This window comes from Allostigmatella hybrida (assembly GCF_020103775.1).
Lineage (GTDB): Bacteria > Myxococcota > Myxococcia > Myxococcales > Myxococcaceae > Hyalangium > Hyalangium aurantiaca.
Genome location: NZ_JAHXBH010000001.1, coordinates 177527 through 201795, shown reverse-complemented (window position 1 = coordinate 201795; position 24269 = coordinate 177527). Strand labels below are relative to the sequence as shown.

Below are 24269 nucleotides of genomic sequence, written 5' to 3'. Positions count from 1 at the left end.
CTCACCGGCGCTGCATGCACGTCACCGGCTGGGCGATGGCGTTGCGCGCCTTCTCGTCGGTGAGCAGGTCCAGCTCCACGAGCTGCGTGAGCATGTAGTCGCGGTTCTGCTTGATGATGGCGGCGTTCTGGCACCGCTTCAGGGCGCCGTAATAGTTGTGCGGCGGCAGCGCCAGCTGCAGCTCCGCGAGCTCGGCCAGCTGCAACCGGTCCAGCTCCTTGCCAAACAACTTGTAGGCCACGTCCTCCACGCCCACCACGCCCCGCTCGAAGCTGATGATGGCCAAGTCGTAGGCGATGAGCTGATCCTTCTGGAGCGAGGCGTGAATCTTGTTGATGGCCACCGCCAGGGGCAGCGACTCGTTCACCCCCAGCTTCAGCGCGATGCGCGCGGCCAGCAGCCGCTCACACCGGCCATCCCCGCCGGGCCGGGCATTCACCGTCACGCCCAGCAGCAGCCGCCACGCCCACGCCACCCCGTCCTCGCGCGGCGTCTGGAAGTAGGTGGGGCACCCCATCTGGGTGATGTAGAGCGCCACCAGGTCCTTCGGCAGCCGGGCGAAGTCCGGGCGCGTGAAGGTGATGGGCCGGTCCGGCTTCACCATCAAGCCCACCACCAGGCTCATCCGCTCGCCTTCGATGCTGCTCTTGAGCAGCTTCTCGACGTCGTATTCGCTGTCCAGCTGTGGCAGCTTGCTCGCGTTGTAGAGGTAGGCCACCGGCAGCAGCACGCCGGCCAGCCCTAGAAGAAACAGCAGAATCCACAGAACGCTCTTCACCTCCCCCACGCTACCAGGGCTGCACGGCGCTGGCGCGTGGGTTAAGGGGGGAACATGGATTGGTACCCCGCCACCCTCACGGCCCGCGCGCTCGCCGCGGATGGGCTCACGGACCTGACCCTCGACGTGTCCCGCACGCCCCTGGCCCAGGCCCACCAGCGCCCCGGCCAGTACACCTGGGTGCGCCTGCCGGGCCATGAGGAAGGGGTGTTCGCCATCGCCTCGGCCCCGGGCACCTCCGGGCAGTGGGACTTGCTCGTGAAGGCCGGCAGCCCGCTGCCCGAGGCGCTCATCCAGCTGCCCCTGGGCGCCGTGATGGAGGTGACGCGCCCGGAGGGCCGGGGCTTCCCGCTGGACCAGGCGCGGGGCCGGGACTTGCTCCTGTTCGCCACCGGCTCGGGCATCTCCGCCATCCGCTCCGTCATCGAGAGCCTCCGCCAGAACCGGGACACCTATGGGCGGGTGACGCTCTACTTCGGGGTGCGCACCCCGAGCGCCTTCGCCTACGCCCGGGACTTCCAGTCCTGGGAGCAGGCGCGCATCCGCGTGGTGGCCACCGTGAGCCAGCCGGGCGCCAGCGGCTGGCAGGGGCTCACCGGCTACGTGCAGGCCCACCTCGCCGAGGAGGACCTCGCCCCCGGCACCGTGGCCTTCCTGTGCGGCCAGAAGGAGATGCTCCAGACGGTCATCGAGACGCTCAAGGCCCGCGGCCTGGCCGCGGGGGACATCCACCAGAACGTCTAGCGCCGCCCCACCGTGGGCGAGGCGTAGCGCACCTCGTAGAGCGCCGCGGCGGGATCACTCTCCTGGTCGCCCACCGGGTTCTGCGGCGTCCACGCGGCCACGCCCACCCAGCGCCCATCCGGGCTGAAGCGCGCACGGCGCACGGACCAGCCAAAGGCCCGCTCGCCCCAGGGCTGCGCCTGGCCCTCGGTGTACAGGCGCAGGCGCTTGTCCCAGCCGCCCACCGCCAGCGAGCGCCCATCCGGCGAGATGCTCGCCGTGGACACCACGCCCCGGGGCCCCGTCCACTTCTGGAGGATGCGGCCCGAGGCGGCATCCACCAGCGCGCCGGCGTTGAAGGGCGCCTGGGGCTCCTCGATGCCCTTCTTCTCCCGCTCGTACACCGTGCGCGTGCGCTCGGCCTTGGCTTCCGAGAAGGCCACGCCCAGGCGCTGGCCGCGCGCGTCCACGGTGACGTCGTTCACGTGGGCCTCGAAGGTGAAGTCCGTGCCGGGCGCCAGCACCAGCCCGCGCACCGGGGCCCCTTCGGCCTGCGAGGCCTCCTTGGCCGCGAGGAGGACTTCGCCATGCTGCTCGTCGAAGGACAGTTCGAAGCGGCCGGTGAAGGGCGCGCCCAGCACGCCTTGCGTGCCGGTGGGCACGCACGCGTCACACACCGCGATGTCCACGCCCTCCACGAGCAGCGTCTTGAAGCGCAGCGACTGGCCGCGCGCCAGCGGCGCCACGGTGTTGCCCAGCGCCGTGGGCACCGGGAGCGTGTCCTTCAGAAAGGCCACGTCGATGCCCGCCTCAGCCGCCGTCCGGGTGTCCAGGACGATGGCGGGCAGGCGCCCATCCAGCGCGAAGGTGGCCTGCGCCTTGCCATTCACGGAGGCCCGCACCACCGCGAAGCCGCCCCGCCGCTCGAAGCGTGCCCGCACCTGGTCCGGCCGCAGCGCCTCCTCGCGGGGGCTCCACACGCGCACGTGCTGATCCCAACTGCCCGTGTACAGCGTCCCATCCGCCGCGAAGGCCAGCGCGCTCACCGCGTCCCGGTGCGCGCGCACCTCATACACATACGTGAGCTGCGGCACCGTCAGCACGGTGAGCAGCCCCTGGGCACTGCCCGCCACGAGGTAGCGGCCCTCCGGGTGGAAGGCCACCGCCGTGAGCGGCTCCTCCAGAAGCATCTGGCCCTGGGGCGCGCCCGTGGCGCCGTCGAAGAGGCGCACCTGGCCATCCCGCCCCGCGGTGGCCAGCCGCGCGCCGTCCGCGGAGAAGGCCACCGCCTCCAGGTCCTGCTCGTAACGATTGATGGGCGTGTCGGTGACGAGCGTGGGCGGCGGGCCCAGCGTCCACAGCGCCAGCAGGTAGGCCTTGGCCCCCAAGTGCGTGTACGCCACGCGCGTGCTGTCCGGCGAGAAGGCGAGGGACCAGACGAAGTCCTTGTTGTTGAGCACGGGCCCTGGCTCCAGCCCCCGCCCCTCGCCCTGCAGGTACCCGCCGGGGGCCGCCGCCAGCTGCGCGGCCACGTCCGGCGCCAGCACGGGCGCATGGCTGCACCCCACCGCGAACGCCAGCAGCCCCCACGGCAGCCACGCCCTTCGGCTCATGAACCCGAGCCCCCCGTGCCTCCCGTGGCCTCCGGGGTGATTTCCTTCACGCCCTTGCTGTCCACGGACAGCAGGAAGAGCGGCTTGATGGCCTCGCGCTGATCATTGAAGGAGGTGCGGCCCGTGGCGCCCTCGAAGTCCTTGAGGTTGGCGAGCGCATCGCGCATCGCGCCGCGCGTGGCCGGGCGGCCCTTCTCGATGATCTGCCGCACCATCAGCGCCGAGTCGTACCCGATGGCCTCCAGCAGGCCCGGATCGCGCCCCGTCTCCGCCTTGTAGGCGGTGCGGAAGGCCTGGACGAACTTGCGCGTGGCCGGGCGCTGCGAGTCGATGAAGAAGCCATCCACGAACACCGAGCAGGTGACGAACTTGCCGCCGCGCTCCACCAGCTCCGGCAGCCCGCTCTGCCCCTTGGGGCTGTTCCACAGGTTGGTGCCGAAGAGCGTCACCGTCTTCAGGTCCCTCTTGCCCGTCGTCTTGCGGATGCGCTCCAGGTCGCGCGGGTCGCACGCGTTGGTGATGATGTCCTCCACCGCGAGCGCCGGCCCCACGAGGCTCACGCGCTTCCAGTCATCCGGGATGAAGATGCCGTCGAAGTCCACCACCGGCTCCACCCCGCTCTTCATCTTCTCCATCGCCTTGCGGCGGCGGAACGCGTCCTGCTCCTGGGAGTTCACCTCGCGCACGCCCTCGATGTAGTCCGCCCGGTCCTCCAGGTAGTACCGGCCCACGAGCTTCTTCGCCTCGTTGGTGAACGTCGTCTGGTCGTGCGAGTACGTCTCCGCGCCGCGCACCACGCCGCCGCGCTTGAGCACCTCGTCCCAGAAGGTGTTGGCCAGCTCCACGCCGTACGAGAGGTTCGGGTAGAGCAGCGCGAAGCGCTTGATGCCCCGGACGTTGAGAGCGTACTCGGCGATGGCCTCCGCCTGCGCGGAGTTGGTGAGCATGTTGCGGAAGATGTACGGCCCGATGCCGGTGATGCCCTCCTGGCGCGCCATCGTCAGCAGCGGGATTTGCAGCTCCTCGGACACCAGCGCCGCGCGGCGGGCCTCGTCCGGCACCAGGGGCCCCAGCACGGCGATGGCCCCCTCGTCGAACGCGAGCTGCTCCACGCCCTGGCCCGCGAGGTTCACCTCGCCCTGCGTGTCCTTGACGATGAGCTCGATGTCGCTGCCGTTGAGCGCCAGCTGCACCCCGCGCAGCACCGCCTCGCCGATGGGCTTGAAGCGGCCCGTCATGGGCAGGAGCACGCCCACGGTGCGCGGGCGCACCTCCACGCGGCGGGTGGCCCGCGCGAGCAGTTCCTTGGCCTGGGGGGCGAAGGCGCTGGTGGGGGCCTCCTGGAGGAAGCGGTTGAGCGTCTCCTCCAGCCGCGTCCAGTCACGCAGGTGGTAGTAGATGCGCGCCAGCTTGAAGGTGAGGATGGGCCAGGCGGGGTGGCGCGGCGACAACCCTTCCGCCACGCGCGCGATGTCCACGAAGTCCGCGCGGCCCTCCACCACCTGCTCCAGCCGCTTGGCGGCGGCGGCCTGGGCCTCGGGTGTCTTGGCCTCCTCGGCCAGCTCCACCTCGATGGTCAGCGCCGAGGAGTAGAGCCCGGCGCCCTGCGCGGCGCGGCTCGCGTCCTCGAGCAGCTTCAGGCGCTCGGCGCCCTCGGCGCGCTCGGCGAGGCTGGAGAGCGTCTGGTACGCATCCCGGTAGGCGCCCACCTCCAGCGCGGAGCGGGCCAGCTTCTGCTTCACCTCCTGCGCCTGCGGGTAGATGGGGTTCTCGAAGAGCAGCTCGTTGAAGGACTTGCGTGCATTCACGTAGTCCTCCGCCTCGTAGAAGAGGACGCCCGCGCGGTAGAGGGCCTCCTGGCTGGCGGTGGTCTCCGGGTACGTCTTGCGCACCACCAGGTAGGACTCGGCCGCCCGCTTGGGGTCCTGCTCGCGCGCCGCGGCCTCCACGGCCTGGGCGAGCGCGGCGTCCGCGGCAGGGTCCTTCTTCGCCTCGACCCGGGGCCTGCCCGAGGAAGTCCCCCCGGAGGGGTCGCCGGAGCCGTCATCCGGCCTCACGTGCGAGGAGGATTTCGGGCAGGCGGTGAGGAACAACGCCAGCGCCAGCGCCAGGACGCGGCGCGCAGGGGAGAGGACGTCCATGGTGGGCGGGTGCATAGCAGCGAGGGTGCGTCTCCGTCGACAATCGAGCGGGCAGAAGATTCCGCAGCGAACGTCTCGGATATGCACCGCCCATGCCCCCCGCAAGCCCCCGGGACTTCAGGAGAAGCCCTTTGAGCGGGACGGCGGGGTGAGGGCGGGAAGCCTCACCCCACCCCAGGCACCAGGGCGCGGCGCGGCTGGAGTGCCCGGCGCACCTTCGCCGCGAGCACATCCGGGTTCACCGGGTAGGCCAGCACGTCGTCCGCCCCGGCATCCAGCCCCGCCTCCACCAGGGCCGGGTCCTCCGGTGGGGCGAGCACGAAGATGGGCAGGGCCGCCGTGTCCGCCGCCTCGCGCAGCAGGCGGGTCAGGGCGGCGCCGTCCCCGTCCGGCAGGTGCGAGGCCACCACCAGCGCCTGCGCGCCCTCGCCCAGGAGCTGCCGCACGCGCGCGGCCGAGTCCGCCAGCAGCACCCGCACCCCGTCGGCCAGGAAGCGGGCCTGGAGGGTGGCGGAGCGCTGCGCGTCCGGCTCGGCCAGCACCACGCTGCCCACCCGGGCCTCCCCGAGCACCAGCTCGGCGGTCTCCACGGACAGTGCCTCCAGCACCCCGCCCGGCAGCCGGCCCTCCTCCCGCAGCCGCCCGAGCGCACGCGCCGCCGCCTCCGGGGACAGCGCCGTGGCGCCCAGCACCTCCAGGAGCGCCAGGGCCGCCGCGAGCGCCTGGGCCGTCCGATGGCCGGCAGGCACGGCCTCCGCGCAGCCCTGGATCAGCGCCGCCACCTCCCCGGCCTCCCGGCCGAGCACCGCACGCACCGACTCGCACGTGGGCCGCGCCAGGAACGGCTTGCCCTCCAGGCGGGCGGCACAGACGAGGGCATACGCCACGGCGGCGCCCTGCCCGGCCTCCCCGGGCGAGGCGCCCAGGCGCAGCGCCACCTGCCGCGTCAGCCGGGCCAGCACCGCGCCCTGCACGCCCGCGCCGCCCAGGGCCGCCAGGGCCGACTCCAGCACCCGCGCGAGCAGCCGTGCCTCCCGGCCCCCGGGCTCCACCGCCTCGCCCCGCCCTTCCCTCCGCGAGGGCTCCCGGGGCAGCTCCTCGTCCGTCTTCTCCTGGGAGGAGTCCACCACGGGCGGGGGAGGGATGGGCGGCGCCCCCATCACGCTGGCCTTCACCATGCTGCCCCAGTCCATGCGCATCGAAAGCTCCTCTCCGAGATAGAAGCGGTTGATGGCGCGCCGGATGGCCCCATCGCTGGCGAGCACCCCGCGCACGGCGTAGCCCGTGAGGAACTGCAGCTCGCTCAGGCGGTCCAGGTTCTCCGGCTCGCGCATGGCGCACACCAGCTCCTTGCCGTGGAGCGCCAGGGGCACCGCCTCGAAGCGCGCCGCGTGCTCCAGCGGCAACAGGGCCAGGAGCGGCGTGGGCACGGGCAGGTGGCGAAGCTGGTGCTCGGCGATGAAGGCAATGCCCTGCTGCTCGCTGATGGCGGCCACCACCTCCTCGTCGGTGACGAATCCCTCGGCCACGAGCCACTCGCCCAGCTTGCCGCCGTCGCGCCGCTGCCGCCCCAGCATGGTGTGGAGCTGCGTCTCCGAGAGCTTCCCGGAGGAGACCAGCAGCTCGCCCAGCGGCCTGCGCACGGGGGGGCGGGCGCGCGGCGGGGCCAATTGCAGCACCGGCGTGGCCAGGGGCAGCGCCACGCGGAGGCTTGGCTCGGCCGGGGGCGGCGTCCCCTGCGGGCGGGCGGCATCCGGACGGGGCTGGGGCCGGAGGGCCACCGTCCTCACCCCGGGGGTGCCGGGGATGTTGTCCACGGGCGGGGGGGTGGGCCGGTGCGGCTCCAGCCTCGGCACGGCACGCCAGCCGCCGGTGCGCACGGGCTCCGCGGCATTCGCGGCCCCCTCCCCGCCGAGGCGGATCTCCTCGCCCCGGAACTCCGTGTGCGGCCCCGCCTCCAGCGGCGAGCGCCGGCCCGGCAGACAGCGCGCGAAGAGGCGGGCCACGTCCTGGGGGCCCACGCGCAGGCGGTGCTCGAAGAGAAAGTCCTGCAGCGCATCCGCCATGTCCCGGGCGCGCTGGAAGCGGACCGAGGGCTCCTGCGCCAGGGCCCGGGTGACGATGCTCCACAGCGGCGCGGGCACCCCGGGCAGCGGCTCCATCGCCTTCACGTCGAAGGCCGAGATGCTGCGCAGCACCCGGAAGTAATCCGTGCCCGAGAAGAGCTGGTGGCCCGAGAGCAGCTCGTAGAGCAGCAGCCCCAGCAGGAACAGATCCGAGCGTTGATCCACCGCCCCGCCGCGCACCTGCTCCGGGGCGAGGTAGCCCACCTTGCCCTTGACCACCCCCGCCTGGGTGCCACCCTGGACGTTGGCCGCCTTGGCGATGCCGAAGTCCGCGAGCTTCACCTCACCCGCCACGGAAATCATCACGTTGGAGGGGTTGATGTCGCGGTGGATGATGTTGAGGGGCCGGCCCGCCGCATCCAGCTTGTCGTGGGCATAGGCGAGCCCTTCGGCCACCTGCTGGACGATGAAGACGCCCTCGCGCAGCCCCATGGGCACCTGCGCCGCGGCGGCCGCGCGCTGGAGCGTGCGCAGGTTCTCCCCGTCCACGAACTCCATCACCATGTAGTACTGGCCGCGCACCTCGCCGAGATCAAACACCTGGAGCACGTTGGCGTGCTGCAGCGAGACCGTGAGCTTGGCCTCGCGCAGGAACAGCTCCACGAACTCCCGGTCCTTCGCCAGGGACGGCAGCACGCGCTTGACGGCCACCGGCTTCTCGAACCCCTCGGCGCCGAACACCTTCGCGAGGAAGACCTCCGCCATGCCTCCCGAGGCCAGCTGCCGGACCAGTCGATAGATGCCCACGGCGCCCCCCCCGAAGCTGGTGCAGAGGGTGTTGATGTGCATGGCCTCGCGCCGGGGTCAGTGCCTCAGAACGCCAGGTGGGGGGAACGTCGGCCCAAAGTCACTCGGGCACCGGGGACCGTCTGGGGCTGAGCAGGCCCCCGGAGCGGCGGGGTTAAGAACGGCACGCCCCGGGGGAAACCCGCCAAGGGCCCGCCCGGCCGTCCTCCTTATATAAGGAGGAGGCCGCAGGCCCGGCGGCGCTAGCCGAACAGCTCCTTCACCTTGGCGAAGAAGCTCTTGGAGTGCGGGTGCGTCTCCTCGCCGGCCTCCTCGGCGAACTTCTCCAGCAGCTCGCGCTGGCGGGCCGTCAGCTCCGTGGGCGTCTCCAGAATCACGCGCACGTGTTGATCTCCCCGCTGCTGGCTGTGCAGGTGGGGGATGCCCTTGCCGCGCAGCCGGAACACCTTGCCGGACTGCGTGCCGGCCGGCACCGTCATCTTCACCTTCCCGTCCAGCGTGGGCACGTCGATCTTCGCCCCCAGCGCCGCCTGCGTGAAGGAGATGGGCACCTCGCAGAACACCTCGTAGTCCTCGCGCTGGAACAGCGGGTGCTCGCGCACGATGACCGTCACGTACAAGTCGCCAGCGGGGCCGCCCCGGTCTCCCGGCTCGCCCATGCCCGACAGCCGCACCCGCGTGCCGTTGTCCACGCCGGCGGGGATGGCCACCTCGAGCACCTCCTCGGAGGGAACCTTGCCCGCGCCCTTGCACTTGGGGCAGGGGTCCGGGATGAACGCGCCCGTGCCGTTGCAGTCCGCGCACGTGCGCGACACCGCGAAGAAGCCCTGCGTGAAGCGCACCTCGCCGGAGCCGCCGCACGTGCCGCACGGCTTGGGCGCCGCGCCGCTCTTGCTGCCCGAGCCGGTGCAGGTGTCGCACTTCTTGGGACGCGGAATCGGAACCTTGGGACGGCAGCCGAAGGCCGCCTCCTCGAAGGAGATCTCCAGGTTGTAGCGCAGGTCCGCCCCGCGCCCAGTGCCGCCCCGGCCGCGGCCGCCCCGGGCCCCGCCGAAGATTTCTCCGAAGATGTCCCCGAAGATGTCGTTGATGTTGACGTTCTGGAAGCCGCCGCCAAAGCCCTCGGCGCCCCCGCCGGCGTGGCCGAAGCGGTCGTAGCGCGCCCGGCGCTCCGGATCGCTCAGGACTTCATAGGCCTCGGAGGCCTCCTTGAACTTCTCTTCGGCCTCGTTGTTCCCCGGATTCCGGTCCGGGTGGTACTGGAGCGCCACCTTGCGAAAGGCGCTCTTCAGCTCCTGAGGATTCACGCCCTTCTGGACGCCGAGTACCTCGTAATAATCGCGCTTCTGTCCCGACACCGATGGCATCGCGTCAAACCCCTGGATTTCCTGGCTTTTCGACCCGCGTCTTGAGCCGACGCACTATAACGCAGGGTTCAGAGCCAGCAATCCAGGGGGCAACGGAGCGGCCGGTTCACGGCTAGACTGTCCAGACGCGGTTCACGGTCAGCTCCATCCGGGCCAGCCGCCGCTTGAGCGCCGCGTCCACGGGCCCCAGGGGGGACCACTTGGGCACGACGAAGTGCAGCTCGGCGTTGTAGAGCTTCGCGGCGCTGCCCAGCAGGCTCCACCGGTTCTCCGCGAGCGCGTCATCCACCATCGACGGGGTGACAATCTCCAGGATGATGGGGGTGTGGCCCGAGTCCGTCTGCCGGCAGGTGAAGTCCGGGCGATGATCCTCGATGGTCCCCGACAGGACCGGTGGGGGCATGAAGCCCGGAAGCCGTGCCTTGATGTCCGAATAGCCGATCGTCCGGAAGTACTCGGCCATGAGCCACAGGAGCCTCCGCCGCTCCTCGTCCTCCACAACTGGCTCACAGCCCGGACTGAACAGCGCCTCTTTCTGGTTCGTGTCGTTGATCTCCATGGCCCCCTGAAGTTGGCTGCCCCTTCCCGGCCCAGCAACGAATGGGCCCACATGTAGGGGTTGGTAGGCGGCAGGGCAGGCAGGTAAGCAGCCCTCATACCCCCGAGGGTGGCTTGGCCATTGCCAGCCGGGGTGCGAGAGTCCGCGCCGCCGTGGCCCCCCGTCCTTCGCCTCACGTCTACCGCCGGCTTCTGGGTTACTTGCGCCCCTATCGCGGGCTGCTCCTGGCGGGCCTGGGTGCCTCGGTGATGGCCGCGGCGGCCACCTCCGCCTACGCGTGGCTGGTGGGGCCGCTCTTGCGCGCGGTGCTCACCGGAGATCCGATCTCGCTCGCGGGGGTGAGCCTGCCCCCGGACCAGATGCTGCGCCGGTTGCCCCTGCTGGTGGTGGCGGTGGCGGCGCTCAAAGCGACCGCGCAATTTCTTCAGGGCGGGTGGATGCAGCGGCTCGGCCAGCGGGTGATGGCGGACCTGCGCGGCTTCTTCTACGCCCGGCTGCTTGCCCAGCCGCCGGCCTTCTTCGAGCGCCGGCACTCGGGGGAGCTGCTCTCGCGCTTCACCGCGGACGTACCGCTGGTGGAGTTCTCGGTGACGCAGGCGCTGTCCTCGTACGCCAAGGACGGGATGCAGATTGTGGCGCTGCTCGTCACCTGCGCCCTCATCGACCCGAAGCTGTTCCTGCTCACCTTCGTGGTGATGCCCGCCACGGTGGTGCCCGTGGCCCGCTTCGCGCGCTCGCTGAAGAAGGTGGCGCTGCGCTCCCAGACGAGCCTGGGCGCGCTCACCTCGCTCACCGCGGAGCAGCTGCAGAACCTGCCCGTGGTGCAGGCCTACGGCGGGGTGCCCCGGGCCCTGGCGCGCTTCGACGAGGAGTCCGGGCGCTACTTCGGGGAGATGCGCCGCTCGCTCTTTCTGCGCGGCGCCTTCAGCCCCACGGTGGAGATGCTGGGCATCGCCGGGGTGGCGCTGGTGGTGATGTGGGGCGCGCGCGCGGTGGCCGCCGAGCCCGCGCTGGCCGGGCGGCTGCTGTCCTTCGTCGCCGCCTCGCTCCTGCTCTACCAGCCCGTGAAGTCCCTGAGCGGCACCCTCTCGCAGGTGCTCACGGGGCTGGTGGCCGCCGAGCGCCTCTTCGCCATCGCGGACGAGCCCGCGCCCCCGGACGAGGGCCGCGCGGCGCAGCCCCTGAAGGGGGCGCTGGTGCTGGAGGGCGTGCGGGCCACCTACCTGGATGGCCGCGAGGGGCTGCGCGGCGTGGACCTCACCGTGCCGGTGGGCGCGCGCGTGGCGCTGGTGGGCGCCTCGGGGGCGGGCAAGACGACGCTCTTCTCGGTGCTGCTCGGCTTCCTGCCCACGAGCGGGGGCACGGTGCGCTGGGACGGGGAGCCCCTGAACGCGCTGAAGCCCTCCAGCGTGCGCTCGCAGATGGCGTGGGTGCCGCAGGAGCCCGTGCTCTTCTCGGGCACCGTGCGCCACAACCTGCTACTGGGCCGCCCAGGGGCGAGCGACGCGGAGCTGTGGGAGGCGCTCACGCTGGCGCACGCGAAGGACTTCGTGAACGCGCTGCCCGCGGGCCTCGACGAGCCGGTGGGCGAGCGCGGCTCCCGGCTGTCCGGGGGCCAGCGCCAGCGCCTGGTGCTCGCCCGGGCCTTCCTGCGCCGCCCGTCCCTGCTGCTCCTGGATGAGCCGACGAGCGCCCTGGACGCGGCGAGCGAGGCGGCGGTGGGCGAGGGGCTCGCGGCGCTGATGAAGGGCCGCACGGTGCTCGTCATCGCGCACCGGCTCTCCACGGTGCGCGACGCGGACCTCATCGCGGTGATGGAGGCGGGCCAGGTGGTGGAGGCCGGCACCCACGAGCAGCTCCTCGCGCGCCAGGGCCGCTACGCGCGGCTGCTGGGCGAAGGCGCCGTGGCCGCCTGAGGGCCTTGCCCGGCCGCGCGGGCTTTGCCAGCGTGGCGGGTGGGATGACGCCCGAGCCCCCCTCGCCCAACCTCAACACCCTGCTGCTGGTGCCGGCCCTGGCCCTGGCGGCCCTGGCGTGCGGGGCGGTGGTGGCCCGGCACACCGCGGTGGCCGTGGCGGCCTCCGGCACCCTCTTCCTGGTGCCCATCGTCTTCCGCCTGCTCACGCGCAGCTGGTACCGGGGGCTGGTGGTGCGCGGGGTGGGGCTGTTCGTGCTCGGCTTCCAGGTGCCGCTGTGGGTGCTGGGCTTCTGTGCGGGAGCGCACATTGGCTGTGAGCCGGGCAAGTGCTTCGGACTCATCACTCTGGGCGCGTTACTGGGACCGATTGTGGGGGTGTTGTTCACCGTTGTTTATTGGTTGGTCGGACGTCCCCCAGCCTGAGTTTCCAAGAATTAAGGGGGTCCCTAATTTCCGGGGAATGTTCGCCACCGCCAGACCCAGCCTTGCCCCGGGAACGCTCGCGGCCGCCGCGGCGCCGGCAACGGTCCTGCTCACCTCCACCGTGGCCCTGAGCTGCCTGGCGGGGTCCGAGGCGGTCTCCCGGGTGGTGAGCGCCGCGGGGCCCTTCACCCTGCTGGTGGTCCTCTCGGGGCTGGTGGAGGTGGGCTTCCTGACCCTGATGCTGTGCCAGGCCGGTACGGGGCGCGTGGTGCCCCTGGCGGTGATGCTGGGGCTGGCCACGCTGCCGTGGACGGTGGGGCTGCTGGGCACGGAGGTGCTGGTGGGCCGGACGGTGGAGGCGCTGGGCGCGCTGGAGCCCGCGGACGCGCGGAGCCTGCTGGCGCGGGGCACCGGCATGGCCATGGCGCCCCGGATGCTGGGGGCCTGGACGAGCGCGGCGCTGCTGCTGGGGCTGGGGCTGGGGCTGGGGCTGACCCGGAACGAGTCCGAGCCGGGCCAGGAGGGGCAGGACACCCCGGCGGGCCGGCTGTTCGGCGTCATCGTCGCCGGGGTGCTGGCGGCCGTCGCGGCGGTGAGCGCGCTGGAGGCCTACCAGCTCTTCGTGCCGCTCATGGGCCTGGCGCAGGTGCCCCTCGCCGGGCGCGCGGACTTCCTCACGCAGGCCACGGACGAGGTGCTCTGGCTGCGTCCGGTGCGCTGGGCGGGCATGGGGCTGCTCACGGTGCTGGGGGGCTTGCTGCTGCTCTGGGTGGCGCGCGGGGGGCGCCGGGGCAAGGAGTGGATGGGCGGCCTCGTCCTCGTGGCCTCCGTCACCGCCCTGTTCGTGCTGGATGGCCACCCGCTGCGCACGGCCCTGGACGGGGCGCGCGCCGCGGGGCTCGGGCCGCTGCTGCCGCCCACGGGCTTCGAGACGCTGCGCACCTCCCAGACGTCGCCCCTGCCCCCCGGGGCCGTTTTCGCCGCCCTGGAGGGGCTGGTGTCCCCCGGGGGCACGCACCTGCCGTGGACGGCCTCCGCCCCGGCGCTCGCCGGCGCCCTCTCCCCCTCGCTCGCCTCGGACGGTGCGGGGACGGGGCTGCCCCTGGGGCTCACCCCGGAGCCCGTGCTGCCGCTCCAGGCCGATGCCCGGCTCACGGGCGCGGCGCTCCACCACCTGCTGCGGGCCAGCGCCCAGACGGGGGCCCGCTCCGTGGCGTTCGTGGGACGGCCCCCGGAGGCCGTGCGGCTCGCCACGCTCCAGGGGCTCGAGGCGCGCCTGCCCCTCTTCGCCCTGCTGGCGGCGCAGTCCGGCACGCTGCGGCTGCTGTTTCCCTCGGCGCTCTCGGGCCCGCTGAGCCTGTCCTGGCGCGCCCACATCGAGGGCCACTCCGTCCTGCACCTGTCCCCCGTGGAAGGCGGCCCGCCGCTGCGCGTGTCCCTCCACTCGCGGCCCGCCGAGGTGCCCAACGTGCTGGCGGGCGCCTTCGTGGGGCTGGAGCTCTCGGAGGACGTCTCGTTGAAGGAGCTGGGCGCCGCCGCCGACGTCATCGCCCTGTCGGGCGCCTCCCCCGTGGTGCTGCTTGGCACGCCGCCGGACAGGGCTCCCGCGCCCGCCACCGGGGGCTCCGGGTTCTGAGCCGGGGGGCCCTCAGAGCAGCCAGAGGAACAGGCCGATGCCCACGAGGAGTCCGACGATGAGCACGCCCAGCATCATCAACCCCTCGTGCTTCGAGGAGGAGGGGGGCGGCGTCCACGGCCGCAGCAGGCCGGGGAGAACCTTGGGCGCCGCGGTCACCGTGGCCTCCTCGGGCTCCTGAGGCCGCACGGGCACGGCGGGCTCCCCGCGCAGCTCCAGCCCTTCGCGCGCCAGGGCGAGCACCCGCTTCATGTGCAGGATGTAGCGGTCCTCGCCCTCGTAGCCCGCGAGCGCCCGGGCCCCGCGCACCAGCCGGAAGGGCAGCAGCTGAGGATCCGTGCGGATGGTGGCCGCGGCGGGGTTCACCTTCGCGCCCCCGCCCCGCTCCACCCAGCCGGTGAGCAGCCCCTCCCCGCTGGACCAGACGTAGTGGTCATCCAGCAGCGTCATCTCCTGGCGCTGCACGCGGCCCTCGGGGTCCACGAGCGACAGCAGTTCCACGCCCTGGGTGCTCATGTGCCAGACGGGCCGCTGGCCGTTGTCTCCCGGAGGCCCCTCGACGGCCCGCACGTGGGCGAGCGCCTGGACCGCGGCCTTCAACTTTTCGGGCGAGGGGTTGTCCATCCCACGAACCAGCCTAGCATGCGAGAGCGGGCATGCCCGTGCGTTGAGCGGCGAATGCCCCGTGAACGCCGCGTGCGTCCCTTGACGCATGAGGTTAGCGTTTGCCTTCCATGAGCCGTCCCCGCGGAAAACAGACCGAATTCGTTCACCACTTCGAGGGCGCGCAGACGCTCGACGGGCTGCTGGAGCTGTCCGGCAGCCCCTACGGCTCCGAGGAGGTGCTCGCCCGGATGCGCGCCGCCCAGGCCGAGGGCCAGCCGCACGGCGCGGTGATTCCCACGCTGTTCGAGGGCGAGCCCCACTTCCCCTCCCCGGAGGTCGCCCGCCGCCTGTTCCAGAACCTGCTGGGCCTCTGGGACATGGTGGAGGAGGGGCTCACCCCGCGCCTGGACGACGGCCCCCGCCCGCCCCGGCCGAAGAAGGAGAAGCTCGAGCCGCCCCGGCCCTTTGCCCCCGGCGAGCCGGATGCCGAATTCGTGGAGGCCGCCTGGCGTTACCTGGAAGACGATGAAAAGGGGCGCACGCGGCGCACCCACGCCTTCGAGAACCGGCAGGATGCGCTGCTGGGCGCTCTTGACGCAGCGGGCCTGACGGACGAAGGATACGGGGCAGCCCGGCACCTCCTCTTCGAGTTGCACGCCATGCTGGAGCTGGGCTGGCCACCAGGGATTGCCAGCGTGGACCCGGCGCAATTGGAGCGGGCGGGCACGGAGACTCCGCCGGTGCCCGAGGCCCTCGCCGCATACGCGGAAGAAGCACTGTTCGAGGCGGAGCAGGACGAGGAGCACCCGCTGTCACCCGAGGAACTCACGCAGGTGCGCACCCTGGTGCGGCGTGGGCTGACGGCGCTGTGGGAGGCTCGGAAGGGACGTTGACGGATGGCTCGCGACAAGGACGACAGCGAAGGCGGCTTCACGGGCAAGCGCAACAAGAGCTGGCGCGAAATCGACGCGCAGCGCGGCAAGAGCCGCAGCCACTCGCGCCAGGATGACCCGGCCCAGCAGCGCATCGAGCGCAGCGCCTCGTATCAGAAGTACAAGACGGCCGCGGACGCGCTGTTCACCGGGGGCGAGCTGCCCCAGGGGCTCGCCGAGAAGTTCGACCCGGACGGCAAGCGCAAGGCCCAGAAGGCCGCGATGCAGAAGCTGGCCGAGGCCGAGACGCGCCAGGAATGGGTCCAGGGCGTCATCGCCTACCTGGAGAAGTACCCGGAGCTGCCCGAGGACGCGTACTTCCTCGACAGCCTGCTGGACCACCCGCGCGAGCGCATCTCCGACAAGGCGCTCGCGAAGCTGGAGGCGCTGGAGGCCGAGGGCAAGCTGAAGACGAAGGTGCCCAAGAGCCTGGACGAGCGCCTGAAGTCCATTCAGCTCACCAGCATGGACCCCGACATGCAGGGCCGGGCCAAGGCGCTGCGCGAGAAGCTCAAGGCATAAGGGGCGTGGTCCACGTGCCCCGCGCCATGAGCCTCCGGAGTCTGCTCACCAGCCTCGCGGGGATTCTCCTGGTGCTGGCCAGCCTCATCGCCGCCGCGCTGATGGTCATCACCAGCCGGATGGAGCAGAACAACGGCCAGCTCTGGCAGGCCGTGGAGAGCGTGCGCGCGGTGGAGCAGCTGGAGATCGCCCTGCTCCTGCACAACCGGGAGCAGCGGATGCTGGCGCTCACCGGGGCCCTCAAGCACGCCCAGGCGATGCAGAAGGCGGAGGAGGATCTCCAATACTGGCTCAAGCAGTCCCATGCCTTCGTGGGCAGCCCCGCCGAGACGGTCATCGTCAACGAGGTGACGGCCGCGGTGGAGCTCTACCTGCGGCGCTCCGCGGAGCACCAGAGCACCCCCGGGGTGCTGCTCTCGGATGGGCCCGAGCTCATCGGCCACGCGCTGGAGAGCGCCGAGAAGCTCATCGAGGTGAACTTCGCCGACGCGCGCGCGGTGGCGGACGAGACGGACCGCTGGGATGGGCTGGCCAACCTGCTGGGGCTGGGCCTCACCGCGGCGATGGCCATTGGCCTGGGGGTGGGGCTGTGGAGCGTGCGCCGCTCGCTGTACCAGCCGCTGCTCTCCATCCGGGATGCCCTGGTGAACTTCCGCCCGGGCACGGCGCCCGAGGTGGCGCCCGAGGTGGGCCCGCAGGAGCTGCGCGAGATTGCCCACGAGTTCAACCAGATGGCCGAGCGGCTCCAGCGCCAGCGCGAGGTGCAGCTGAGCTTCGTGGCGGGCGTGGCGCATGACCTGCGCAACCCGCTGAGCGCCCTGAAGCTGGGCGCCTCGACGATGCGGCCCCACCAGCCGCTGCCCCCCGAGGAGAAGCTCCGCGAGCGCTTCGCCCTCATCACCCGCCAGGTGGAGCGCCTGGAGCGGATGGTGGAGGACCTGCTCGACACGGCGCGCATCGAGGCGGGGCGGCTGGAGCTGCGCCTGGAGAGCCAGGATCTGCGCGGGCTCGTGCACGAGGCCGTGGCGCTGCACCAGGGGCTCTCGCCGGCGCACGAGCTGGTGGCCGAGCTTCCCGAGGCGCCGGTGTCCGTGCGGTGTGATCCGACGCGCATCTCCCAGGTGCTCAACAACCTGCTGAGCAACGCCATCAAGTACTCGCCCGAGGGCGGCCAGGTGCACGTCGCGCTGAGCACCACGGCCGGCGAGGCCCGGGTGGCCGTGCGGGACTCCGGGGTGGGCATCCCCGCCACGGAGCGCGAGAGCATCTTCGAGCCCTTCCGGCGCAGCACCCGCAACCGGGACACCATCCCCGGCGTGGGGCTGGGGCTGTCGGTCGCCCGGCGCATCCTCGAAGCGCACGGCGGCCACATCGAGGTGGAGAGCACCCCCGGGGTGGGCTCCACCTTCCGCTTCCGCCTCCCCCTGCCCTAAGCCATTGCCTCTGAGGGCAGTGTCTCTGTCCGGCTGTTGTCACCGTGAAACAACCCCTGCCATGTGACAGGCCCGCCCAGGGTCGCGGCAATCTTTCAATTGCAACACATCCAAGGGAAAACAATGAGGGCAAAATAGTCCCAATCATTGTGCCTTTCTGGATTCTCCTTTAGAACCCGGGGTGCAGTTCGATTTCGCTCACCGTTCACCCCACCCTCCCTCTCATCGTCACCGCGCCGCCCATGGCCATGGGCTTGGCACGGCCGTGCATTGTCTTTGGCTGGTTTCGTAGGAGCCTCGAATGCGTCATGTCGCGAAGTTGACCGCCTGTTGCGCGCTGCTGGGTGCAGCGGCGAGCTGGGCCATTGTCCCCCCCGAGTCAGGTCCTGCCACCCTGGCGAGCAAGGCTTTCTTCAAGCCCGAGCTGGCCCTGACCATCAGCAACGTGCCCCTGGGCGAGCTCCAGCCGCAGCTGTCCGCCGCGAGCTCGCGCGGATGGGACGCGTTCTTCGCGCGCCATGGCCGCGGCTTCAATGTCTACCTCGATGCGCGCACGGGCACGCCCACCGCCATCCAGGGCTCCATCCCGCTCATCCCCGGCGACGGCGTGGGCAACCAGGTCACCCTCCAGGGGTTGCGCCAGCGCCTGGGCCGCAACGTCGCGCAGGTGGACGCGGCCACGGTCGCCGACCTGGTGGTGCAGTTCATCGCGGAGAACCAGGACGCGCTGGCCGTGGACCCGGTGATGCTCGGTGAGCCGCGCGTCACCCAGGTCACCCCGCAGCTGTGGCAGGTGCACATTCCCCAGCTCGTGGACGGGGTGCCGGTGCGGCACAGCCGCGTGGCGGCCACCATCAGCCACGGCAACCTCATCCTCATCGGCACCGAGGCGTGGTCCACGCCCCAGCGGCTCTCGGTGCGCCCCACGGTGGCGGCCGAGCAGGCCATCGCCTTCGCCGGTGACCGGCTGGGCCTGCTGGAGACGCCCAGCACCCTGTGGATGCAGCCCACGCTGGAAGTGGTTCCCCAGGTACGCGCGGACGCGCAGCGGGGCCAGACCTTCGTGGGCACCTTCGGCCAGGGCTACACCTACAACCTGGCGTGGACCTACGGCTTCCAGCGCCCCGGCGAGTTGGAGCGCTGGAAGGTGACGGTGGACGCGCAGACCGGTGAGGTCCTCTCCATGGAGGACGACAACCACTACCTGGATGCCACCCTCAAGGGCGGCGTCTACCCCTCCACCAACATCGGCACGTGCGCGGACAACACCGTGTGCGGCACCCTGCAGCCCAACACCCCCATGCCGTGGGCGAACACGGGCTTCGCCGCGCCCAACAACTACACGGATGGCGCGGGCGTCTACAGCTACACCTCCGGCACGGTGTCCACCACGCTGGACGGCAAGTACGTGAAGATCAGCGACAGCTGCGGCACGCCGAGCTTCAGCTCCGCCACGGGCTTCATCGACATGGGCGGCAAGAACAACGACCATGACTGCACCACCGGCGGCGGCGGCACGGGCAACACGGCCGCGGCGCGCTCGTGCTTCTACGAGCTCAACAAGCTGAAGGAGCAGGCCCGTGGCTGGCTGCCCAGCAACACCTGGCTCCAGGGCAAGCTCACCGCCAACGTCAACCTCTCCAGCACCTGCAACGCCTTCTGGAACGGCTCCACCGTCAACTTCTACAAGAGCGGCGGCGGGTGCCGGAACACGGGTGAGATTGGCGCCGTGTTCGACCACGAGTGGGGCCACGGCATGGATGACTTCGATGCCAACGGCACGCTCAGCAACTCCAGCGAGGGCTACGCGGACATCGCCGCCATCTACCGCCTGCAGACCTCGTGCATCGGCTTTGGCTTCTTCCAGACCACGAACACGGGCTGCGGCCTGACGCCGGACGGCTCGGGCTACAACCAGAACGAGGCCCAGACGGGCGCGGCCTGGTGCAACACCAACTGCTCGGGCGTGCGCGACGCGGACTGGGAGAAGCACGTCAACAAGACGCCCGCCACCCCGGCCAACTTCGTGTGCACCCGCTGCAACTCGGGCACCGGCCCCTGCGGCAGGCAGGTGCACTGCTCGGCCTCGCCCACCCGCCAGGCGGCGTGGGACTTCGTGGCGCGGGACTTGCGCGCCTCGCCGTTCAACTACGACTCGGACACCGCCTTCCTGGTGGCCAACAAGATCTTCTACCAGGGCAGCGGCAACGTGGGCACCTGGCACGGCTGCAACTGCACCGCGGGCACCTCCGACGGCTGCGGCGCCACCAACGGCTACATGCAGTGGCTGGCGGCGGACGATGACAACGGCAACTTGGCCGACGGCACCCCGCACATGTCCGCGCTCTACGCGGCCTTCAACCGCCACGGCATCGCCTGCTCCACGCCCGCGCCCGTCAACTCGGGCTGCGCCGCCGGCCCCTCCGCGGCCCCGGCCCCCACCGCCACCCCGGGCGATGGCCAGGTGGACCTGAAGTGGTCCGCGGTGGATGGCGCCAAGCAGTACTGGGTGATGAAGACCGAGGGCTTCGCGGGCTGTGACTTCGGCAAGGCGAACATCGCCACCGTCTCCGGCACCGGCTACGTGGACAGCGAGGTGGCCAATGGCCGTTCGTACTGCTACTCGGTGGTGGCGGCCGGTGCGAGCGCCGCGTGCTACAGCCCGGCGAGCGCCTGCACCTGCGTGACGCCCGCGTGCGCGGGACCGGCGGTGCCGGCGCTCAGCACACCCGCCTCGGGGAGCACGGGCGTGGAGCCCGCCCCGGTGCTGGACTGGGCGGATGCCGCGAACGCCACGGCGTATGACGTGCAGGTGGCCACGGACGCGGCCTTCACCACCGTGGTGGCCTCCGCCACGGGCCTGACGGCCAGCACCTGGACGGTGTCCCCGGCGCTGGCGGCCAACACCGCCTACTCCTGGCGGGTGCGGTCCTCCAACTCCTGCGGCGGCGCGAGCACGTGGAGCGCGGCGCGCACCTTCACCACGCGCGGCTGCGTGAGCCTGGCGGCGCCGGTGGCGCAGAGCCCGGCGAACAACGCCACGGGCGTTGGGCTGGCGGCGGTGCTGGACTGGAGCGATGTGACGGGCGCCACGGGGTACCAGGTGCAGGTGGCCACGGACGCGGCCTTCACCAGCGTGGTGGCCTCCGCCACGCCCACGGCCAGCACCTGGACGGTGTCCCCGGGCCTGGCCAGCAACACCGCGTATTACTGGCGGGTGCGCGCCAACGACACGTGCGGCGCGGGCGCCTACAGCAGCGCGTTCAAGTTCACCACCACCACGCAGTGCACGCCGCTGACCGCGGCCTACAACACCACCACGAAGACCCCGGCCTGCACGGCGGGCTGTGGCTGTGACACGGGCGCCACGCTCATCAAGGGCCGTGGAACCATGAGCGGCGGCAACGAGCTGAACCGGCCCAACACCCTCGGTGGCACGTGCGCCGATGGCAACAGCGGCACCTACCAGTCGGACGAGAGCATCGACCGCATCGCCATCAAGACGGTGGACCAGGGCGCCTTCGCCCCGGGCAAGCAGGTGACGGTGGACGTGACGGTGTGGTGCTACGGCTCGACGGACTTCCTGGACCTCTACTACACGACGGCCGTGGGCACGCCGTCCTGGACGGAGCTGGTCAAGAACCTGGCCTGCACGGGCGCCGGCAGCAAGACGTTCTCGCAGACCTTCACGCTCCACGGCACCGCAACGGGCCAGCAGGCCGTGCGCGCCCAGTTCCGCTACGGCACCAGCAGCACCGTGGTGGCGTGCACCAGCGGCGGCTACAACGACCGGGACGACCTCGTCTTCCCGGTCTCGGCGGCCGTGGCGCCGAAGCAGGCGCTGCTCCTGCCGGGGCTGACCCAGTCCCAGCGGCCGTAAGCGTCCGGGACTTCCTCCTCCCAGCACGCTGAGGCTGGGAGGAGGCGCTTCACAGGGCGGACGGGGGCGCCACGATGCTGGCGGCCTCGACCGCGTCGATGGCGTAGGGCACCGCCAACAGTCCCCGGATGCGGACGTAGCGGTAGGGCGTGGGCGCCGAAGGGTACGGCACATGCGTCACCTGCTTGCCGCCCCGGATCTTCGCCAGGTGCAGCAGGCCGCTGCTGAGCAGCGTGCCGTCGGCCCCGAGGAAGTCCACGGAGGTCACCACGCCGATGGACACGCCGCTGTAGTAGACGGAGAGCTCGCCCGTGCCCTCCTCGCCCTCCCCCATGTCGAGCACCAGGGAGGTGCCCAGCAGGCCCAGCATGATGGCGGACTCCCCATCCGGGGGCCCCACGGCCTGGAAGGCCTCGTGCGCGACCGCGCTGGAGCCCGGGCCCACGGCATTGGCGTAGGGGTCTCTCGTGTCCAGCGACAGGGATTGGACGTCTGTCGAGTCCTCCTCACCACAGCCAGCCATCAGGGCCAGCATGCAGAACGTCTGAAGCCCACGGCATGCGCTCGAGTTCCACCCATGTGTCATGAACGGCTCCCCCCTTGGGGGAAACCGTTATCCGTGTTCCGGACAGTGATTCAACCGGGCCGGCCGGGCGGCGTCCTCTTCCCGACGCCGCGGGTGCCCCTCAGGGGGTGAACACGGCCCGCACGCAGCCCTGCTCCTTGTTCTTGAACATTTCATAGCCCCGCGGGGCCTCCTCCAGCGGGAACCGGTGCGTCACGAGGTACGAGGGATCCAGCTCCCCGCGCGCCACGTGCTCCAGCAGGCGGGGCACGTACTTCTGGCCATGCTGCTGCGCGGTGCGCACCGTGAGCCCCTTGTTCATGATGGCGCCCAGGGGGAACTTGTCCATCAGGCCATAGACGCCGAGGATCGACAGCGTGCCGCCCTTGCGGCAGGAGAGGATGGCCTCCCGCAGCGCCTGGCCCCGGTCCGAGTGCAGGTGCATCGCTTGCTTGGCCCGGTCATACGCATAGCCAATGCCCGTGCCGTGGGCCTCCATGCCCACCGCGTCGATGCACGCATCGGGGCCGCGCCCACCCGTCATCTCCCGCAGCGCCTCCACGACGCTGTCCACCTGGGTGTAGTCGAGGGTCTCCGCGCCCGCCTGCTCCCGGGCGAGCCGGAGCCGCTCCGGGAAGCGGTCGATGGCGATGACGCGCTCGGCGCCCAGGAGGTAGGCGCTCTCCATGGCCATGAGCCCCACACCCCCCGCGCCCCACACCGCGACGGTGTACCCGGGCTGGATGTTGCAGAAGTCCGCGCCCATGTAACCGGTGGGCGCGGCGTCCGACAGGAAGATGACCTGCTCGTCCTTCAGGCCCTCGGGCACGAGGAAGCAGTCCTGATCCGCGTGTGGCACCCGGACGTAGTGGGCGTGCGCGCCCGCGTAGCCGCCGAAGGCATGGGTGTAGCCGTAGATGCCAGCGGTCGAGTGGCCGAACGTCTCCATCTGGAGCTCGGGGTTCGGGTTGGTGTTGTCGCACAGCGACCAGAGGTCGTGCTGGCAGTACCAGCAATTGCCACAGACGATGAACGAGGGGACGACCACGCGGTCTCCCTTCTTCACCTTCTTCACCTCGCGGCCCACCTCCACGACTTCGCCCATGAACTCGTGGCCGATGACGTCCCCCTCGCGCATCGAGGGGATGTAGCCATCGATGAAGTGCAGGTCGGAGCCACAGGTGGTGGACATCGTCACCCGCAGGATGACGTCGTGCGGGTTGACGATCTCCGGATCCGGGACGGTCTCCACCCGCAAGTCATTGATGCCATTCCAGCAGAGTGCACGCATGTGACGTCTCCTTGAGGGTTCTGGCCCGGCGCGGGCTCACGAGGCCGAAGCGCTTTTCCGGGCGGAAGGGTTGTGGTGAAGCGTGGGAATCTCCCCCGTCTCGGCGAGACTCTTGAAGCGCCGGAGCACCTTGTGCACGAGCGCCCCGGGCACGGACTGCAGGTGCCGCATGGCGGCCTCACCGGCGGCCCCGCCGGGGGGACGGATGTGGAGGCGGAACGTCACCTCGGTGCCCCAGTTGGCCGGGGCGGGACGGAAGCGCACGGCGCCCTCGATGGACCACGCGGCGCCCTCCGGCGACACCCAGCGCACCACTTCGCCCGGGCGGTCCTCCACGATGCGCGCGTCCCACTCCACGCTCTGGCCCAGCGGGGCATGCACCTTCCAGTGCATGCGGTCCCCGCCCGCGGCGGAGACCTCGGCGAAGTCTCCCAGCAGGCGCGACAGCGTCTCCGGCGCGCGCCAGAGGCGGTAGAGCTCCTCCGCGGACTTTCCAATCGTCACGGAACGCTCCAGGCCCACGGCCTCGGCGGGAGCGCCCTCCTCGGAGGGCTTCCGGCGGCCCGCGGTATGGGGACGAAGGCCCCGGCGGTGTGCCCAGCCGAGTTTCAAGAGCGAACCGCCGAGCACCACGACGGCAATGCGCCCCACCTGCCCCAGGTTGACCGTTCTCATCGCAGCTCCCCCGCACGAGCAAATCCTTCTGCTTCCCCAACATTGGGAGCAGGCCCCGGGGGGACAACCGGAGACGGCCGTACTTCAGGTGAACGCCTGAAGGGTGGGCATCAGGGCAGGGGAGGAACCAGGCAAAGCCCCGGTGTCTGGCTTCACCGGGGCTCTTGAAGCACGGCTTCGGCCTTGAATGTCCGGGCTTCCTCCGTCAGACAGGCCCCCCTTCTCAGGAGCGCACCTTGGAGACCTTGCTTTCAAACGACGGCACCCGGCTGGCCTATGTCCGTGCGGGGACGGGGACGGAGCGGGGACGCCTCCGCGTACGCCATCGAGCGCG

18 protein-coding genes are annotated in these 24269 nt (G+C 71.3%); 8 read left to right on the top strand and 10 right to left on the bottom strand.

The window, feature by feature from the left end; translation table 11 throughout:
* Nucleotide 1 precedes the first annotated feature (1 nt).
* On the bottom strand, nt 2–778 hold the full coding sequence (locus KY661_RS00745) for a transglycosylase domain-containing protein (RefSeq protein ID WP_225408348.1): 777 nt from the start codon (nt 776–778) through the stop codon (nt 2–4).
* Between the two features lie 54 nt (nt 779–832).
* Between KY661_RS00745 and KY661_RS00740 the strand changes: the two genes are divergently transcribed.
* Nucleotides 833–1522: a ferredoxin reductase domain-containing protein gene (locus KY661_RS00740; protein ID WP_225408347.1), complete on the top strand. Its 690-nt coding sequence runs from the start codon at nt 833–835 to the stop codon at nt 1520–1522.
* Here KY661_RS00740 and KY661_RS00735 read toward each other — a convergent pair.
* The 5 genes from KY661_RS00735 to KY661_RS00710 all read right to left on the bottom strand — a co-directional run bounded on the left by KY661_RS00735 (nt 1519) and on the right by KY661_RS00710 (nt 10054).
* Nucleotides 1519–3114: a WD40 repeat domain-containing protein gene (locus tag KY661_RS00735; RefSeq protein ID WP_225408346.1), complete on the bottom strand. Its 1596-nt coding sequence runs from the start codon at nt 3112–3114 to the stop codon at nt 1519–1521. The genes KY661_RS00740 and KY661_RS00735 overlap by 4 nt on opposite strands.
* Nucleotides 3111–5255 (bottom strand): penicillin-binding protein activator, encoded by a 2145-nt coding sequence (locus KY661_RS00730; protein ID WP_225408345.1) that lies wholly within the window; start codon nt 5253–5255, stop codon nt 3111–3113. The genes KY661_RS00735 and KY661_RS00730 overlap by 4 nt, the downstream gene beginning before the upstream one ends.
* Nucleotides 5256–5419: 164 nt before the next feature.
* A complete protein-coding gene (locus tag KY661_RS37120) occupies nt 5420–8170 on the bottom strand; it encodes a protein kinase domain-containing protein (RefSeq protein ID WP_263436597.1) in 2751 nt (916 codons plus the stop codon).
* Nucleotides 8171–8370: 200 nt separating this feature from the next.
* Nucleotides 8371–9495 carry a molecular chaperone DnaJ gene (gene dnaJ, locus KY661_RS00715; RefSeq protein ID WP_225408344.1) on the bottom strand — a complete coding sequence of 375 codons (1125 nt, stop codon included), beginning with the start codon at nt 9493–9495 and terminating at the stop codon, nt 8371–8373.
* 112 nt (nt 9496–9607) lie between these two features.
* Entirely contained in the window at nt 9608–10054 is a 447-nt protein-coding gene (locus KY661_RS00710) for a hypothetical protein (RefSeq protein WP_225408343.1), read from the bottom strand.
* A 152-nt stretch (nt 10055–10206) separates the two neighbouring features.
* Between KY661_RS00710 and KY661_RS00705 the strand changes: the two genes are divergently transcribed.
* The 3 genes from KY661_RS00705 to KY661_RS00695 are packed head-to-tail and all read left to right on the top strand — an operon-like array spanning nt 10207 to nt 14031.
* The gene (locus tag KY661_RS00705; RefSeq protein WP_225408342.1) at nt 10207–11970 is read left to right on the top strand and encodes an ABC transporter ATP-binding protein; all 1764 of its coding nucleotides are present in this window, start codon (nt 10207–10209) and stop codon (nt 11968–11970) included.
* Between the two features lie 44 nt (nt 11971–12014).
* Nucleotides 12015–12395 carry a hypothetical protein gene (locus KY661_RS00700; RefSeq protein ID WP_225408341.1) on the top strand — a complete coding sequence of 127 codons (381 nt, stop codon included), beginning with the start codon at nt 12015–12017 and terminating at the stop codon, nt 12393–12395.
* 37 nt (nt 12396–12432) lie between these two features.
* Complete coding sequence (locus KY661_RS00695) at nt 12433–14031, top strand: hypothetical protein (protein ID WP_225408340.1); 1599 nt, start codon at nt 12433–12435, stop codon at nt 14029–14031.
* A gap of 12 nt (nt 14032–14043) precedes the next feature.
* Here the strand turns inward: KY661_RS00695 and KY661_RS00690 are convergent, their stop codons facing one another.
* On the bottom strand, nt 14044–14655 hold the full coding sequence (locus tag KY661_RS00690) for a hypothetical protein (RefSeq protein ID WP_225408339.1): 612 nt from the start codon (nt 14653–14655) through the stop codon (nt 14044–14046).
* 110 nt (nt 14656–14765) lie between these two features.
* On the opposite strand from KY661_RS00690, the gene KY661_RS00685 reads away from it, so the two are divergent.
* From KY661_RS00685 to KY661_RS00670, 4 genes are all read left to right on the top strand, one after another.
* Nucleotides 14766–15530, top strand: coding sequence for a hypothetical protein (locus tag KY661_RS00685; RefSeq protein WP_225408338.1), 765 nt, complete (start codon nt 14766–14768; stop codon nt 15528–15530).
* 3 nt (nt 15531–15533) lie between these two features.
* Nucleotides 15534–16091: a hypothetical protein gene (locus tag KY661_RS00680; protein ID WP_075009473.1), complete on the top strand. Its 558-nt coding sequence runs from the start codon at nt 15534–15536 to the stop codon at nt 16089–16091.
* Between the two features lie 26 nt (nt 16092–16117).
* Nucleotides 16118–17524, top strand: coding sequence for a HAMP domain-containing sensor histidine kinase (locus KY661_RS00675; protein ID WP_225408337.1), 1407 nt, complete (start codon nt 16118–16120; stop codon nt 17522–17524).
* Nucleotides 17525–17825: 301 nt separating this feature from the next.
* A complete protein-coding gene (locus KY661_RS00670) occupies nt 17826–21404 on the top strand; it encodes an endopeptidase (RefSeq protein WP_225408336.1) in 3579 nt (1192 codons plus the stop codon).
* A gap of 49 nt (nt 21405–21453) precedes the next feature.
* Here KY661_RS00670 and KY661_RS00665 read toward each other — a convergent pair whose 3' ends face one another.
* From KY661_RS00665 to KY661_RS00655, 3 genes are all read right to left on the bottom strand, one after another.
* Nucleotides 21454–21990: a hypothetical protein gene (locus KY661_RS00665; protein WP_225408335.1), complete on the bottom strand. Its 537-nt coding sequence runs from the start codon at nt 21988–21990 to the stop codon at nt 21454–21456.
* 100 nt (nt 21991–22090) lie between these two features.
* Nucleotides 22091–23260 carry a zinc-dependent alcohol dehydrogenase gene (locus KY661_RS00660; RefSeq protein WP_225408334.1) on the bottom strand — a complete coding sequence of 390 codons (1170 nt, stop codon included), beginning with the start codon at nt 23258–23260 and terminating at the stop codon, nt 22091–22093.
* A 36-nt stretch (nt 23261–23296) separates the two neighbouring features.
* Nucleotides 23297–23935 carry an SRPBCC family protein gene (locus tag KY661_RS00655; protein ID WP_225408333.1) on the bottom strand — a complete coding sequence of 213 codons (639 nt, stop codon included), beginning with the start codon at nt 23933–23935 and terminating at the stop codon, nt 23297–23299.
* Nucleotides 23936–24269 lie beyond the last annotated feature (334 nt).